At 72.3% G+C, this 15,066-nt stretch carries 10 protein-coding genes; 6 read left to right on the forward strand and 4 right to left on the reverse strand.

The features are described 5' to 3' along the window. The first annotated feature begins 83 nt into the window (after positions 1-83). The 6 genes from ACQEVM_RS08895 to ACQEVM_RS08920 all read left to right on the forward strand — a co-directional run bounded on the left by ACQEVM_RS08895 (position 84) and on the right by ACQEVM_RS08920 (position 7,382). The gene (locus ACQEVM_RS08895; RefSeq protein WP_433076653.1) at positions 84-2,912 is read left to right on the forward strand and encodes a DNA translocase FtsK; all 2,829 of its coding nucleotides are present in this window, start codon (positions 84-86) and stop codon (positions 2,910-2,912) included. Positions 2,913-3,161: 249 nt separating this feature from the next. Further along, positions 3,162-4,055 (forward strand): helix-turn-helix domain-containing protein, encoded by an 894-nt coding sequence (locus ACQEVM_RS08900; RefSeq protein ID WP_433076655.1) that lies wholly within the window; start codon positions 3,162-3,164, stop codon positions 4,053-4,055. A 115-nt stretch (positions 4,056-4,170) separates the two neighbouring features. Then, a complete protein-coding gene (gene rimO, locus ACQEVM_RS08905) occupies positions 4,171-5,661 on the forward strand; it encodes a 30S ribosomal protein S12 methylthiotransferase RimO (RefSeq protein ID WP_433076657.1) in 1,491 nt (496 codons plus the stop codon). Further along, positions 5,658-6,326, forward strand: a complete 669-nt coding sequence (gene pgsA, locus ACQEVM_RS08910; protein WP_351374152.1) for a CDP-diacylglycerol--glycerol-3-phosphate 3-phosphatidyltransferase — start codon at positions 5,658-5,660, stop codon at positions 6,324-6,326. Before rimO ends, pgsA begins: the two co-directional genes overlap by 4 nt. Before the next feature lie 65 nt (positions 6,327-6,391). Further along, entirely contained in the window at positions 6,392-6,892 is a 501-nt protein-coding gene (locus ACQEVM_RS08915) for a CinA family protein (RefSeq protein WP_433079898.1), read from the forward strand. Positions 6,893-7,001: 109 nt separating this feature from the next. After that, complete coding sequence (locus ACQEVM_RS08920) at positions 7,002-7,382, forward strand: helix-turn-helix domain-containing protein (RefSeq protein WP_053682245.1); 381 nt, start codon at positions 7,002-7,004, stop codon at positions 7,380-7,382. Between the two features lie 480 nt (positions 7,383-7,862). Here the strand turns inward: ACQEVM_RS08920 and ACQEVM_RS08925 are convergent, their stop codons facing one another. From ACQEVM_RS08925 to ACQEVM_RS08940, 4 genes are all read right to left on the reverse strand, one after another. Next, positions 7,863-8,627, reverse strand: coding sequence for an SDR family NAD(P)-dependent oxidoreductase (locus tag ACQEVM_RS08925; protein ID WP_433076660.1), 765 nt, complete (start codon positions 8,625-8,627; stop codon positions 7,863-7,865). 36 nt (positions 8,628-8,663) lie between these two features. Then, positions 8,664-9,488 carry an Fpg/Nei family DNA glycosylase gene (locus ACQEVM_RS08930; protein WP_433076662.1) on the reverse strand — a complete coding sequence of 275 codons (825 nt, stop codon included), beginning with the start codon at positions 9,486-9,488 and terminating at the stop codon, positions 8,664-8,666. Between the two features lie 99 nt (positions 9,489-9,587). Further along, the gene (locus tag ACQEVM_RS08935) at positions 9,588-10,265 is read right to left on the reverse strand and encodes a hypothetical protein (RefSeq protein WP_433076664.1); all 678 of its coding nucleotides are present in this window, start codon (positions 10,263-10,265) and stop codon (positions 9,588-9,590) included. 174 nt (positions 10,266-10,439) lie between these two features. Then, the gene (locus ACQEVM_RS08940) at positions 10,440-15,032 is read right to left on the reverse strand and encodes an ATP-dependent helicase (protein ID WP_433076666.1); all 4,593 of its coding nucleotides are present in this window, start codon (positions 15,030-15,032) and stop codon (positions 10,440-10,442) included. Positions 15,033-15,066: the final 34 nt, after the last annotated feature.

Here is a 15,066-nt window from a genome sequence, read left to right on the forward strand (position 1 = left end):
AGCGCCGCCGACCGCGGCGACACGAACGGGTGAAGGGGTGGGCACGCGCGTCCACCGGCGTGCGCACCGGTAACCTCGCCCCCATGGCCTCAAGTACGTCCGGCAAGGGTTCCCAGCGCGCTGCGGGCACCGCGAAGGGCCGCACCGGCCGGACGGCGGCCCCGGCGAAGAAGACCGCTCCCGCGCGCAAGCCGCCCGCGAAGAAGGTCGCGGCGGCCCGCCGCGCCCCGGTCAAGAAGGTGCCGGCCAAGCCCGCACCGTCCCCGACCGGGGGCGTGGTGCGGCTGGTGCGCGCCTGTTGGCTCGGCCTCGCCCACGGGGTCGGCGCCGTCTTCCGCGGTGTCGGCCAGGGCGCCAGGAACCTCGACCCCGCGCACCGCAAGGACGGCCTCGCGCTGCTGCTCCTCGCCCTCGCGCTGATCGTCGCCGCCGGAACCTGGTCGAACCTGAGCGGTCCCGTCGGCGATCTGGTCACGATGTTGGTCACCGGTGCCTTCGGGCGACTGGATCTGCTCGTACCGATCCTGCTCGGCGTGATGGCCGTGCGGTTCATCCGGCACCCCGAGCAGACCGACGCCAACGGCCGGATCGGCATCGGTCTGTCCGCGCTCGTGATCGGCGTCCTGGGCCTGGTCCACATCGGCTGCGGGGCACCCGGCCGCGACGAGGGCACCACCGCGATGCAGAACGCGGGCGGGCTCATCGGATGGGCCGCCTCCAAGCCGCTGATCTTCACCATGGGCGCGCCGCTGGCCGTGCCCATGCTGGTACTGCTCACCGTCTTCGGCCTGCTCGTGGTCACCGCCACGCCGGTCAACGCGATCCCGCAGCGGCTGCGGCGGCTCGGGATCCGGCTGGGGATCATCGCGCCGAACGAGTACGACGAGGACTACGGGGACGCGGAGCAGCCCGCCGACCGGCACGACGCCGAGCGCTGGCGGGCCCGTGCCGGGGCGGAGGAGCCCGCCGGACCGCTGGATCCCGCCGACGCCGCCGAGGAGGCCGCGCTGGCCAGGCGCCGCCGACCGAGGCGCTCCGCGCCCAGGACCGGCATGGACGCCGTCGACGTGGCGGCCGCGGCGGCCGCCGCACTGGACGGGGTGGTCTACGGCGGAATGCCGCCCTCCCCGCTGGTCGCGGACCTCACCCAGGGGATCTCCCCGGACCCCGCGGGCGCGGAGCTCACCACTCCCGTGCCGCCCGCGCGCGGTGAGCGGCCCGCAGCCCTCCCCGACCCCGCACCCGCCCCGAGGCCCGCGGCTCCTGAACCCGCCGCGGCGGTCGCGTCCGCTCCGGCAGCCGTGCCCACGCCCGCCGAGCGCCCGCACGACACCACCGCCGCGGCCTCCGGGACCCTGTCCGTACCGGACCTGACGAAGGCGTCGCCGGAACCCCGATCGCTCGCGCCGCGCTCCGAACAGCTCCAGCTGCGCGGCGACATCACGTACGTCAAACCCCGGCTGGACCTGTTGGAGCGCGGCGGTCCCGGCAAGACCCGCAGCGCCGCCAACGACGCGGTCGTCGCCTCGCTGACCAACGTCTTCACGGAGTTCAAGGTCGACGCGTCCGTCACCGGCTTCACCCGGGGCCCGACGGTCACCCGCTACGAGGTGACGCTGGGCGCGGCCGTGAAGGTCGAGCGGATCACGGCGCTGGCCAAGAACATCGCCTACGCCGTGGCCTCGCCGGACGTACGGATCATCAGCCCCATCCCGGGCAAGTCGGCGGTCGGCATCGAGATCCCGAACACCGACCGCGAGATGGTCAACCTCGGCGACGTGCTGCGCCTCGCGGACGCGGCCGAGGACGACCACCCGATGCTGGTGGCACTCGGCAAGGACGTCGAGGGCGGCTACGTCATGGCCAACCTCGCCAAGATGCCGCACGTCCTGGTCGCCGGCGCCACCGGCTCCGGCAAGTCCTCCTGCATCAACTGCCTGATCACCTCGGTGATGATCCGGGCCACGCCGGAGGAGGTGAAGATGGTGCTGGTGGACCCCAAGCGGGTGGAGCTGACCGCGTACGAGGGGATCCCGCACCTGATCACGCCGATCATCACCAACCCCAAGCGGGCCGCCGAGGCCCTGCAGTGGGTCGTGCGCGAGATGGACCTGCGCTACGACGACCTCGCCGCGTTCGGGTACCGGCACATCGACGACTTCAACCAGGCCATCCGCGACGGCAAGATCAAACTGCCGCCGGGCAGCGAGCGGGAGCTCACCCCGTACCCGTATCTGCTGGTGATCGTGGACGAGCTCGCCGACCTGATGATGGTCGCGCCGCGCGACGTCGAGGACTCGATCGTCCGGATCACCCAGTTGGCCCGAGCGGCCGGCATCCATCTGGTGCTCGCCACCCAGCGGCCCTCGGTGGACGTGGTCACCGGCCTGATCAAGGCGAACGTGCCCTCGCGGCTCGCCTTCGCCACCTCCTCGCTCGCGGACAGCCGGGTCATCCTGGACCAGCCCGGTGCCGAGAAGCTGATCGGCAAGGGTGACGGGCTGTTCCTGCCGATGGGCGCGAACAAGCCGGTCCGTCTCCAGGGTGCCTTCGTCACCGAGGAGGAGATCTCCGGGGTGGTCCAGCACTGCAAGGAGCAGATGACCCCCGTCTTCCGCGACGACGTCACGGTCGGGCAGAAGCAGAAGAAGGAGATCGACGAGGAGATCGGCGACGACCTGGACCTGTTGTGCCAGGCGGCGGAGCTGGTCGTCTCCACCCAGTTCGGCTCCACCTCGATGCTCCAGCGCAAGCTGCGGGTCGGTTTCGCCAAGGCCGGACGCCTCATGGACCTGATGGAATCGCGCGGGATCGTCGGCCCCAGCGAGGGGTCGAAGGCCCGCGACGTGATGGTGAAACCGGACGAGCTGGACGAGGTCCTGGCCGTCATCCGAGGCGAGTCCCACCCGTAACAAATGGTCGGGCAACCGTTTCCCCTCGGCGCGCGTCAAGTTGAGGGAGACGCAGGCCCCGCGCCCTCGGCGCGGGGTCGTCCCACCCGTTTCACCTGTTCCACCCGTCACGCACCGCTGCGGAATCCCCGCGCGATTCGGATCACCATTCGGATGGCGTAGGGAGTCCACCCTCCGGTTGCTCCACCCTTTCGTCACCCCCCTAGACTGGTAATCCAGCAGGTGGCTACACGCTCGAAAGGCGCCCTCGTGTCCATCGGCAACGCCAACTCCCCCGAAGAAGAGCGGCCTTCGACCGACGACCGGTCCGAGGACCGCATCGTCGAACGTCCCGTCGAAGGACCGTCCATCGGGACGGCCCTCAAGAAGGCCCGGATCGTCGCCGGGCTCACTGTCGACGAGGTCAGTTCCACCACCCGCGTGCGCATCCCGATCGTGCACGCGATCGAAGAAGACGATTTCACGCGGTGCGGCGGCGACGTCTACGCCCGCGGTCACATCCGTACCCTCGCCCGCGCCGTGGGCCTCGATCCGGAACCTCTGGTCGACGCGTACGACGCGGCTCACGGCGGCCGGCCGGCACCCACCCCCGCCGCGCCGATGTTCGAAGCCGAGCGGATCCGTCCCGAACGGCAGCGGCCCAACTGGACCGCCGCCATGGTCGCCGCCATCGTCGCCGTGATCGGCTTCGTGGGCTTCACCGCCTTCAGCGGTGGCGACGAGAAGGGCAAGCGACCCGTCGCGGAGGGAACCGCCTCCCCGAAGCCCGCCCCCAAGCAGGCCGGGAAGCCGGCCGCCTCGCCGTCGCAGAGCCCGAAGGCCCCCAAGCCGGAGCCCTCGGACAGCGCCATCGCGGCCGCGCCCAAGGACCTCGTCACAGTGGTCCTGACGGCCGACACCGGCGAGAGCTGGATCTCGGCGAAGGACCACAACGGCCGACTCCTGTTCGACGGCACTCTCGCGCAGGGTGACTCGAAGACCTTCACCGACAAGGAGTCCATCGACCTCGTACTCGGCGACGCCGGGGCCGTACACCTCTTCGTGAACGGCAAGGAGATCAAGGACACCTTCCAGGCGGGTCAAGTGGAACGTCTCACCTACACCAAGAACGACCCCCGCGAGGGCCAGGCCCAGGCGGGCTGAACCCCTACGGAACAAGCACCTCCGGATCCCCGGGACGCCGCGCCGCGTCCCGGGGATCCTGCCGTGGTGGGACGTGGGGCGGGGGCCGCCGCCGGGACGAAGTAGTCTTGAGTCCATGCCCGAACGCCGTACCGTCGCCCTTGTCACTCTTGGCTGCGCCCGTAACGAGGTGGACTCGGAGGAGCTCGCAGGCCGCTTGGCGGCGGATGGCTGGGAGCTCGTCGAGGACGCCGCCGATGCGGACGTAGCCGTCGTCAACACCTGCGGCTTCGTCGAAGCCGCCAAGAAGGATTCCGTAGACGCCCTGCTGGAAGCCAACGATCTCAAGGATCACGGCAAGACCCAGGCCGTCGTCGCCGTCGGCTGCATGGCCGAGCGCTACGGCAAGGAACTCGCCGAAGCGCTCCCCGAGGCCGACGGCGTGCTCGGATTCGACGACTACGCCGACATCTCCGACCGCCTCCAGACCATCCTCAACGGTGGCGTCCACGCCTCGCACACCCCCCGCGACCGGCGCAAGCTGCTGCCGATCAGCCCGGCGGCCCGCCAGGACGCGGAGGTGGCCCTGCCCGGCCACGCGCAGGAACCGGTCGCCGAGGCGCCGGCCGACCTGCCCGACGGGCTCGCACCCGCCTCCGGGCCCCGCGCACCCCTGCGCCGCCGTCTGGACAAGAGCCCCGTCGCCTCCGTCAAGCTGGCCTCCGGCTGCGACCGGCGCTGCTCCTTCTGCGCCATCCCGTCCTTCCGCGGCTCCTTCATCTCGCGCCGTCCCAGCGACGTGCTGGGCGAGACCCGCTGGCTCGCGGAACAGGGCGTCAAGGAGATCATGCTGGTCTCCGAGAACAACACCTCGTACGGCAAGGACCTGGGCGACATCCGCCTGCTGGAGACCCTGCTGCCGGAACTGGCCGAGGTGGAGGGCATCGAGCGCGTCCGCGTCAGCTACCTCCAGCCCGCCGAGATGCGGCCCGGGCTGATCGACGTGCTGACCTCGACCCCCAAGGTCGTCCCGTACTTCGACCTGTCCTTCCAGCACTCGGCCCCCGACGTGCTGCGTTCCATGCGCCGCTTCGGTGACACCGACCGGTTCCTGGAACTGCTCGACACGATCCGCTCCAAGGCCCCGCAGGCGGGCGTCCGGTCCAACTTCATCGTCGGTTTCCCCGGCGAGAAGGAGTCGGACTTCAAGGAGCTGGAGCGTTTCCTCACCCACGCGAGGCTCGACGCCATCGGCGTCTTCGGCTACTCGGACGAGGACGGCACCGAAGCCGTCACCTACGACGGCAAGCTGGACGAGGACACCATCGCGGAGCGGCTCGCGCACATGCAGCGGCTCGCCGAGGAGCTCACCTCGCAGCGCGCGGAGGAGCGGATCGGCGAGACCCTGGAGGTCCTCGTGGAGTCCGTCGAGTCCGTGGACGAGGACGGCGAGGGTGCCTACGGGCGCGCCGCCCACCAGGCCCCCGAAACGGACGGCCAGGTGGTCTTCACGGACGGCACGGGTCTGGTCCCCGGGCGTATCGTCACGGCAAAGGTGGTCGGCACCCTCGGTGTCGACCTGGTCGCGGAGCCCCTGGGCCTGGATCTTGAGGAGGCGGCCGGATGACCGGAGTCCCGGCGTCTGCGGCGGGCGGGACCGGCCGCCGGCCGGCACCCGGCGCGAAGGTCGGGGCTACGGCCGTCCATGAGGCGGGCCTGTGGAACATCGCCAACATCCTGACGATGATCCGGCTCGTGCTGGTGCCGGGATTCGTCCTGCTGCTGCTCGCCGACGGGGGATACGACCCCGTCTGGCGGGCGTGGGCGTGGGCGGCGTTCGCCGTGGCCATGATCACGGACATCTTCGACGGGCACCTCGCCCGGACGTACAACCTGGTCACGGATTTCGGGAAGATCGCCGACCCCATCGCCGACAAGGCGATCATGGGGTCGGCGCTCATCTGTCTCTCCTGGCTCGGTGACCTGCCCTGGTGGGTCACCGGCGTCATCCTCGGGCGGGAACTCGGGATCACGCTCATGCGCTTCTGGGTGATCCGCTACGGGGTCATCCCGGCGAGCCGGGGCGGCAAGATGAAGACCCTCGCGCAGGGGACGGCCGTGGGCATGTACGTCCTCGCGTTGACCGGACCGCTGGCCACCCTGCGGTTCTGGGTGATGGCGGTCGCGGTCGTGTTGACCGTCGTCACCGGCCTGGACTACATCCGGCAGGCCGTCGTACTGCGTCGCAAGGGCCTCGCCGCGGAGCTGGCCGTGGAGCGGGCCGCGAGGTGACGGACGGCGCGGGCGATTTTTCGGTGGCCGATGGTGCGGCGGAAGCCGGCGCCGGGGTCGTCGAGATGGCCGGAGACGTACTGCGGCTGCTCGCGGAGAGTGACCAGACCGTCGCCGTCGCGGAGTCCCTCACCGGCGGCATGGTCGCCGCGGGGATCACCTCCGTCCCCGGAGCGTCCAAGTCCTTCCGCGGCTCGGTCACCGCGTACGCGACCGTGCTCAAACACCGGATCCTGGGAGTGGACGCCGATCTGCTGGCCGCCGAGGGCGCCGTGAACGCCCAGGTGGCACTGGAGATGGCCGCCGGCGTCCGACGGATCACGGGGGCCTCGTGGGGGATCGCGACGACCGGAGTGGCCGGTCCGGACCCGCAGGACGGGCAGCCGGTGGGAACGGTTTTCATCGCCGTGGTGGGACCCGTCGGCAGGAAAACAGCCCGGCTGTGGTTGAACGGCTCCCGTACGGAAATCCGTAGGGAGAGTGCACGGACAGTGCTCGAACTCCTCTCGAGCGAACTCCGCGAGAATCTGCGGGGGCAGGATACGGAACAGAACGGGGGGATTTGATGTTTGCAGCCCTGAGTGAACACGACATAGCTCCCCGCACGGCCGCGGCGCGAGGCGGTACGGTGGGGCGTGAAGGTTACGGCTACACGGTCAGAGGAGGGAGCCACCGATGATTCTGCTCCGTCGCCTGCTGGGTGACGTGCTGCGTCGGCAGCGCCAGCGCCAGGGCCGTACTCTGCGCGAGGTCTCCTCGTCCGCCCGAGTTTCGCTCGGCTATCTCTCCGAGGTGGAGCGGGGGCAGAAGGAGGCATCTTCCGAGCTGCTCTCCGCGATCTGCGACGCGCTTGACGTACGGATGTCCGAGCTGATGCGGGAAGTCAGCGACGAACTGTCGTTGGCAGAGCTTGCGCAGTCGGCCGCGGCAAGCGAACCGGTGCCGGCACCGGTGCGCCCGATGCTCAATTCGGTCTCCGTGACCTCGGTCGCGGGAACCACGGAACGGGTGACCATCAAGGCCCCCGTGGAAGCGGTGAACGTCGTAGCCGCGTGAGTCCAAGCGTGTGAGTGTGGCTGGAGCCCCGGTCGGTGCGAGATGCATCGGGTGGGGTTCCTTGCTGTGTGCCCCTCGCCGCCGGGGCCCGTGCCTCGGTGCTCCGTGCCTCACGTACTCCGTGCCTCACGTGTTCCGCAGGAGCGTGCCGGGTCGTTCTGGGTGCGGTGGGCAGGGGGGTGCGGGAGGATGGGCGCGTCCGGATCCCCGCCTCCCGGGAGGCAGCCGTGCGGCGGCTACTGATACCCCTTGCGCTGACCGTGGGTGTGCTGTGGTGGTGGGCCGTGCTGCGGCTGGCCCTGGCACCCGCGGAGTCCGGACCCGTGGAGGGTGCGGTGGCGGTCGGCGGCTGGGGGCTGGGGCTCCTGCCGGTGCACTGCGTCCCAAGGCCCGAGCGGGCGCGCCGGAAGGGGGGACGGGGGGACGGGGGAACCGTCGCGCCGGTCGTCAGGATCCCGGCCGTGCCCGCCGGTCCGGCGTCTACCAGGGCATCGACACTCCACCGTTCGGGCGAAGAATCTGGCCCGTCATGAAGGACGAGGCGTCCGAGGCGAGGTAGAGCACGGCCTGCGCGATGTCCTCGGGCTCGCCGACCCGGCCGAGCGGGGACATCCGGACCATCATCGCCTCGGTCTGCTCCTGCGCCCTCGCCCCGTGGCGGCCGGTCATGGGGGTGCGGATCCACCCCGGCGCGACGGCGTTGACTCGGATGCCGTGCGGGCCCGTCTCGGTGGCCAGGGTCTTGGTCAGCTGGACGACGGCGGCCTTGGCGGCGCTGTAGCAGAGCAGACCGGGCTGGGCGGCGTCCACGGCGCCGGAGGCCATGGTGACGATCGAGCCGGGGCGGCCGGTGGCGATCATGGCGCGGGCGGATTCCTGGCAGGTGCGCAGGACCCCCTTGAAGTTGATGTCCAGGACCCGGTCGAGGTCCTCGTCGGTGGTCTCCAGGACGCTGCTGGTGTGCATGATCCCGGCGATGGCGGCCGTGATGTCGAGGGGGCCCGCAGCCGCGACGGCCGCCCGGAGTGCGCTGCGGTCCGTGACGTCGAGGGCGTGGACGGTAGCCCGTCCGCCGGCCTCGGCGACCAGGTCGGCGGTCTCCCGAAGGCCGTGCGCGTCCCGGTCCGCGCAGTGCACGGCCGCGCCGGCCTCGGCGAGGAGCACGGCGGTGGCACGGCCGATGCCGCTCGCGGCGCCGGTGATCAGCGCGGTGCGGCCGGTGAGGTCGTACGAGGCTGTGGGCATGTCGGGACCGTACGACTGAAACTGACGGACCGTCAACTACGGGGTCGGGCCGGATTGGCAGCTCGGGCACCAATAGGTGGGCCGGTCGTCCTGCCGGGCCTCGCGGACCGGGGTGCCGCAGCGCAGGCAGGGGCGGCGCAGGCGGCCGTAGACGAACAGGTCCTGGCCGGGGCGGCGACTGCCGGTGGTGTTGCGGTGGCCGTCACGGCCGCCGCGCTCGCCGACGTTGGCGCGCAGGAGCCGGTGCGCGGCCCCGGCGAGCCGGACGGTCGTGACCTCGGGGTCGGGGAGGGCGCCCACCGGGGTCCAGGGGGTCACCTGGGCCAGGAAGCACAGCTCGGACTTGTAGATGTTGCCGATGCCGGCCAGGTTGCGTTGGTCGAGGAGGGCCTCGCCGAGGGGGCGGTCGGGGGCGGCGAGGAGGTTCGCGGCGGCCCGCGCGGCGTCCCAGTCCGGGCCGAGGAGGTCCGGGCCGAGATGGCCGACGACGCGTTCCTCGTCGGCGGTGCGGATCAGTTCCACGACGGGGAGGCGGTAGCCGACGGCGACGGTCTCGGTGGTGCCGAGGACGACGCGGATCTCGTGGACGGGGCCCCCGTGCCACTTCGCGGCCGCGGGGAAGACGTGCCAGGCGCCGTCCATGCGGAGGTGGGTGTGGAGGGTGAGGCCGTCGTCTCCGTCGCCCCCCTCGAAGCGGGCCAGGAGGTGCTTGCCGCGGGGGATGACGTCGAGGGTGGTGCGGCCCGTGAGGTCGGCGGTGGCGAAGCGGGGGACGCGGAGGTCGGAGCGGGTGAGCCGTTTCCCGGCCAGGGCCTCGTGGAGGCGGGCCGCCGCACGCCAGACGCTGTCTCCTTCGGGCATGGGCCCATTGTCGGTCTCCGGGCGGTGATTTGCTGCCGCGGCCCGGTGCGCGGCGAGCCCCCGCGGCCGTTCGCCGCAGGGGCCCGAGTGGGGTGGGGCCTACTTCCAGGTGAGGCCCTTGCCGTCCGGGGAGTCGTAGGGCTCGCCCCAGTACTCGGCGCCGACCACCTTGGTCTGGGCCGAGGGGGCCAGGGCGACGGCGCAGCTGGTCTGCGACTTGCCGTTGGTGAAGTCGCGCGGCAGCGAGTCGTCGTCACACTTCTCGAACGTGCCGATGATCGAGATGTTCTGCGCCTCGCTGCCGTCCGGGAGCAGGCCCCTGATGTGGCTCACGGAGGTGTGCGACAGGTCGGTGGTGCCGACGTTCTTGACCGAGTAGCGGATGTAGTACGGAACCATCCCCTTGGCCTTGTCGCCGAGCTTGAGCGCGGCGAGGTCGGAGGGCTGGCCCTGCTCGATGCCGGTCACGGTGAGGGCGATGGTGCCGCCCTTGTCGGTGCCGTAGCTGAACGGGACGGTGGCCGCCTCGCCGATCTTGAAGCTCTGGCCGGACTTGGCGGTGCCCGCGGTCCCGGGGGCCGGTGCGTCTCCGCCTCCGGCCGACGGGGTGGCGCTCGTGTCGGGCTCCGTGGACTTGGAGGGCTGGGCGGCGGACGGGGAGGTCGCCGGCGCCGGGTCCTTCTCCTCGTTGCCGCTCTTGCAGCCGGTCAGGGCCAGGCCGACGACCGCCAGGCCGATGAAGCCGACCGCGGTCCCGCGGGTGCCTATGCTGCTCACTGTTCTCGTCCCCCATGAATGTGCGACGGGCATCTGGATGTGTGGCGGGCATCGCGCCGAACGCGATGCCTTATGCGATCTTGATAACGCACAAATGGCCGCGATTGCCAGGTGGGCGGGGTCTCGTGACGTGTTCAATACAAGAACGGCACACTTGGGTCCGTTTCGTGGAGATCAGTTGCGCAGCCGCAGGCCCCGCGGGGTCGCATGGAAGCCGGCCGCCTCCAGGGCCGACCCCAGGGGCGAGGTCAGGGCCGCGGCGGCGTTGATCCGCTCCACCGTCAGGTCGGGGACGGTGCCCGCGCGTGAGGCCGAGACGAGCGCGGTCGTCGCCGCCGTGAGGCGCGGGTCGTCCCCCGGGGGCCAGGCCAGCAGGGTCTTGCCGCCCCGCTCCAGGTACAGGGTGAGCTCACCGTCGACCAGGACCACGAGGGAACCGGCCTTGCGGCCCGGCTTGTGGGTCGCGTCGCCCGGCGGCTCCGGCCACGGCAGGGCGGCGCCGTACGCGTTCGCCGGGTCGGCGGCGGCCAGGACCACCGCCGCCAGGGGAGGCGGGGTGCGCTCGGCCGCCCGCAGCCGGTCCACCGCGCCGTCCATCGCGAACTGGGCCGCACCCAGACCCTCGACCACATAACCCCGGCGGGCCTGACCGCTGTCCTCGAAGGCCGAAAGGACCCGGTAGACCGCGCTGAAGCCGCCCTGCACCCCCTCCGCCGCTACCGCGCCCCGGGTGACCACCCCGTGCCGGTCCAGCAGGGTGCGTGCCAGGGCGTGGGCCCGATGGGTGGGGTCCGGGGCGTGCGTCGGCAGGAGGGACCAGCGGCCCGAGACCGTGGGCGGGCCCGTACGGGACACGGTGGCGCCGAGGGTGCCGTAGCGGCCGCGCGGGACGGTGCGCCGCGCCCGATGGGCGGTGGCCCCCGCCGTGCGCCCCGAACCCAACAGGGACCGCAGCGGGGCCAGGGTGTCGTTGGTCAGCCGGCCCGACCAGGCCAGATCCCAGACGGCGGAGGAGAGTTCGGCGTCCGAGACGGCGGGGTGCCCGGCCCGCACGGCCTCGGTGAGCTGGCGGAAGAACAGGCCGTACCCGCCGGAGAGGGCGTCCAGGACGGCCTGGTGGATCGGGGTCGTCTCCAGCGGATGCGCCGGCGGGAGGAGCAGGGGCGCCGTCTCCGCGAGGTAGAGGGAGACCCAGCCGTCCTTGCCGGGCAGCGCCCCGGCGCCGGCCCAGATCACCTCGCCGGTGGTGGTCAGTTCGTCCAGCAGGGTCGGGGTGTAGCCCGCGACCCGGGAGGGCAGGATCAGGCGCTCCAGTGCGGAGGCCGGTACCGGCGCCCCCTGGAGTTGCTCCACTGCCCGGGCCAGGCCGTCGATCCCGCGCAGGGTCCCGCCCAGGTGCTGCCACTGCGGCAGGAACGTGGCCAGCGCCGTCGGCGGTACGGGCTCCAGTTCCTGCCGGAGCGCCGCCAGCGAGCGGCGACGCAGCCGGCGCAGCACGGCCGCGTCACACCACTCCTGACCGATGCCCGCCGGATGGAACTCGCCCTGGACCACCCGCCCCGACGCGGCGAGCCGGTGCAGGGCGCCGTCGGTGACGGCCCCGCCCAGGCCGAGGCGGGCGGCGGCCGCCGCCGTGGTGAACGGTCCGTGGGTGCGGGCGTACCGCGCCAGGAGATCGCCGAGCGGGTCCTTGACCGGTTCGGTGAACGCCTCGGGCACCCCGACCGGGAGCGCCGTGCCCAGGGCGTCGCGCAACCGGCCGGCGTCCTCGATCGCGGCCCAGTGCTCGGCTCCGCCGATCCTTACCCGGATGGCCCGGCGCGCGGCGGCGAGTTCACCGGCCCAGGACGACTCGGCGCCGCGCTCGGCCAGTTCGGCGTCGGTCAGCGGGCCCAGCATGCGCAGCAGGTCGGCCACCGACTCGACGTCCTTGGCCCGGCGGTCCTCGGTGAGCCACTGGAGCTCCCGCTCCAACTCCTCCAGCACCGAGGCGTCGAGCAGCTCGCGCAGTTCCGCCTGGCCGAGGAGTTCGGCGAGCAGCCGGGAGTCCAGGGAGAGCGCGGCGGCCCTGCGCTCGGCCAGCGGGGAGTCGCCCTCGTACAGGAACTGGGCGACGTAGCCGAAGAGGAGGGAGCGGGCGAACGGCGAGGGCTCGGGCGTGGTGACCTCGACCAGGCGGACCCGGCGCGCCTCGACGTCCCCCATCAGCTCGGTCAGACCGGGCACGTCGAAGACGTCCTGGAGGCATTCCCGTACGGCTTCCAGCACGATCGGGAAGGAACCGAACTCCGACGCCACCTGGAGGAGTTGCGAGGCGCGCTGGCGCTGCTGCCACAGCGGGGTGCGCTTGCCCGGATTGCGGCGCGGCAGCAGCAGGGCGCGGGCGGCGCACTCGCGGAACCGGGAGGCGAACAGGGCCGAGCCGCCCACCTGGTCGGTGACGATCCGGTTGATCTCGCCGTGGTCGAAGGCGACGTCGGCGGCTCCCAGCGGGGCCTTCTCGTCGTCGAACTCGAAGGACCGGTCGGGCTGCGCGGGGTCGTGGTCCAGCAGGTCCATGCTCAGGAGGTCGGCGTCCGGCAGGCGCAGCACGATGCCGTCGTCGGCGTGCATGACCTGCGCGTCCATCCCGTACCGCTCGGCGAGGCGGGCGCCGAGGGCGAGCGCCCACGGGGCGTGCACCTGCGCACCGAAAGGGGAGTGGACCACGACCCGCCAGTCACCCAGCTCGTCACGGAACCGCTCCACCACGATGGTGCGGTCGTCGGGCACGTGGCCGCAGGCCTCGCGCTGCTCGGAGAGGTACGCGAGGACGTTGTCCGAGGCCCAGGTGTCCAGGCCGGCCGCCAGGAGGCGCAGGCGGGCGTCCGCGTCGCTCAGGGCGCCCAGCTCGCGCAGGAACGCTCCGACGGCGCGGCCCAGTTCGAGAGGGCGGCCCAGCTGGTCGCCCTTCCAGAAGGGCAGCCGCCCGGGCACCCCCGGGGCGGGCGACACCAGGACCCGGTCCCGGGTGATGTCCTCGATCCGCCACGAGCTGGTGCCCAGGGTGAAGACGTCCCCGACGCGCGACTCGTAGACCATCTCCTCGTCGAGCTCGCCGACCCGGCCGCCGCCCTTCTTCGGGTCCGCGCCCGCGAGGAAGACGCCGAACAGCCCCCGGTCCGGGATCGTGCCGCCGGAGGTGACCGCCAGCCGCTGCGCGCCCGGCCTGCCGGTGATCGTCCCGGCGACCCGGTCCCACACCACGCGCGGTCGCAGTTCGGCGAACGCGTCCGACGGGTAGCGGCCCGCCAGCATGTCCAGGACCGACGTGAACGCCGAGTCGGGCAGCGCCGCGAACGGCGCGGCCCGCCGCACCAGGGCCAGCAGGTCGTCCAGTTGCCAGGTGTCCATGGCCGTCATGGCCACCAGCTGCTGGGCCAGGACGTCGAGCGGGTTGGACGGGACGCGCAGCGCCTCGATCGCGCCGGTGCGCATCCGCTCGGTGACCACCGCCGCCTGCACCAGGTCCCCCCGGTACTTGGGGAAGACCACACCCGTGGAGACGGCGCCCACCTGGTGGCCGGCGCGGCCCACGCGCTGGAGCCCGGACGCCACCGAGGGCGGGGACTCGACCTGCACCACCAGGTCCACCGCGCCCATGTCGATGCCCAGTTCCAGGCTGGACGTGGCGACCACGGCCGGCAGTCGGCCCGCCTTCAGGTCCTCCTCGACCAGCGCCCGTTGTTCCTTCGACACCGATCCGTGGTGCGCGCGGGCCAGCACCGGCGGGGCGCCCCGCGCCGCCCCCGACTGGGCCATGATCTCGGCGGGCGGGGCGTCCTCGGGCAGCTTCTCGCCCGTGGCGCGCTCGTACGCGATCTCGTTGAGCCGGTTGCAGAGCCGCTCGGCGAGCCGGCGGGAGTTGGCGAACACGATCGTCGAGCGGTGCGCCTGGACGAGGTCCGCGATCCGCTCCTCCACATGCGGCCAGATGGACGGCTTGTCCCCGCCGTCCTTGCCCTCGGACGCGGGGGAGCCCCCCAACTCGCCCATGTCCTGGACGGGGACGACCACCGACAGGTCGAACTCCTTCGTCGAGGGCGGCTGGACGATCTCCACCTTGCCGCGCGGCGCCAGGTACCGGGCCACCTCGTCCACCGGGCGGACCGTCGCGGACAGCCCGATCCGGCGGGCCGGACGCGGCAGCAGCTCGTCCAACCGCTCCAGGGACAGGGCGAGATGGGCGCCGCGCTTGGTCCCCGCGACCGCGTGCACCTCGTCCAGGATCACCGTCTCGACGCCCGCCAGGGCGTCCCGGGCGGCAGAGGTCAGCATCAGGAACAGGGACTCGGGGGTGGTGATCAGGATGTCCGGCGGTCGGGCCACCAGGGACCGGCGCTCGGCGGGCGGGGTGTCCCCGGAACGGATGCCGACGCGGATGTCCGGCTCCGGCGATCCCAGCCGGACGGACTCCTGCCGGATGCCGGTCAGCGGGCTGCGGAGATTGCGCTCCACGTCGACGGCCAGCGCCTTCAGCGGCGACACGTACAACACCCGGCAGCGCTTCTTCGGCTCGGCGGGCGGCGGGACGGACGCCAGCCGGTCGAGGGCGGCCAGGAAGGCCGCCAGGGTCTTCCCGGAGCCGGTGGGCGCCACGACGAGCACGTCCGATCCGGCCCCGATGGCCCGCCAGGCACCCTCCTGCGCGGCCGTGGGCGTGTCGAAGGCCCCCGTGAACCACGAGCGGGTCGCGGGGGAGAACGAGTCGAGCGCGCTACCGGACATGCCCCCATCGTGCACCCGGCCACTGACAACCGGT

This window comes from Streptomyces sp. CA-243310, assembly GCF_050936775.1.
Lineage (GTDB): Bacteria > Actinomycetota > Actinomycetes > Streptomycetales > Streptomycetaceae > Streptomyces.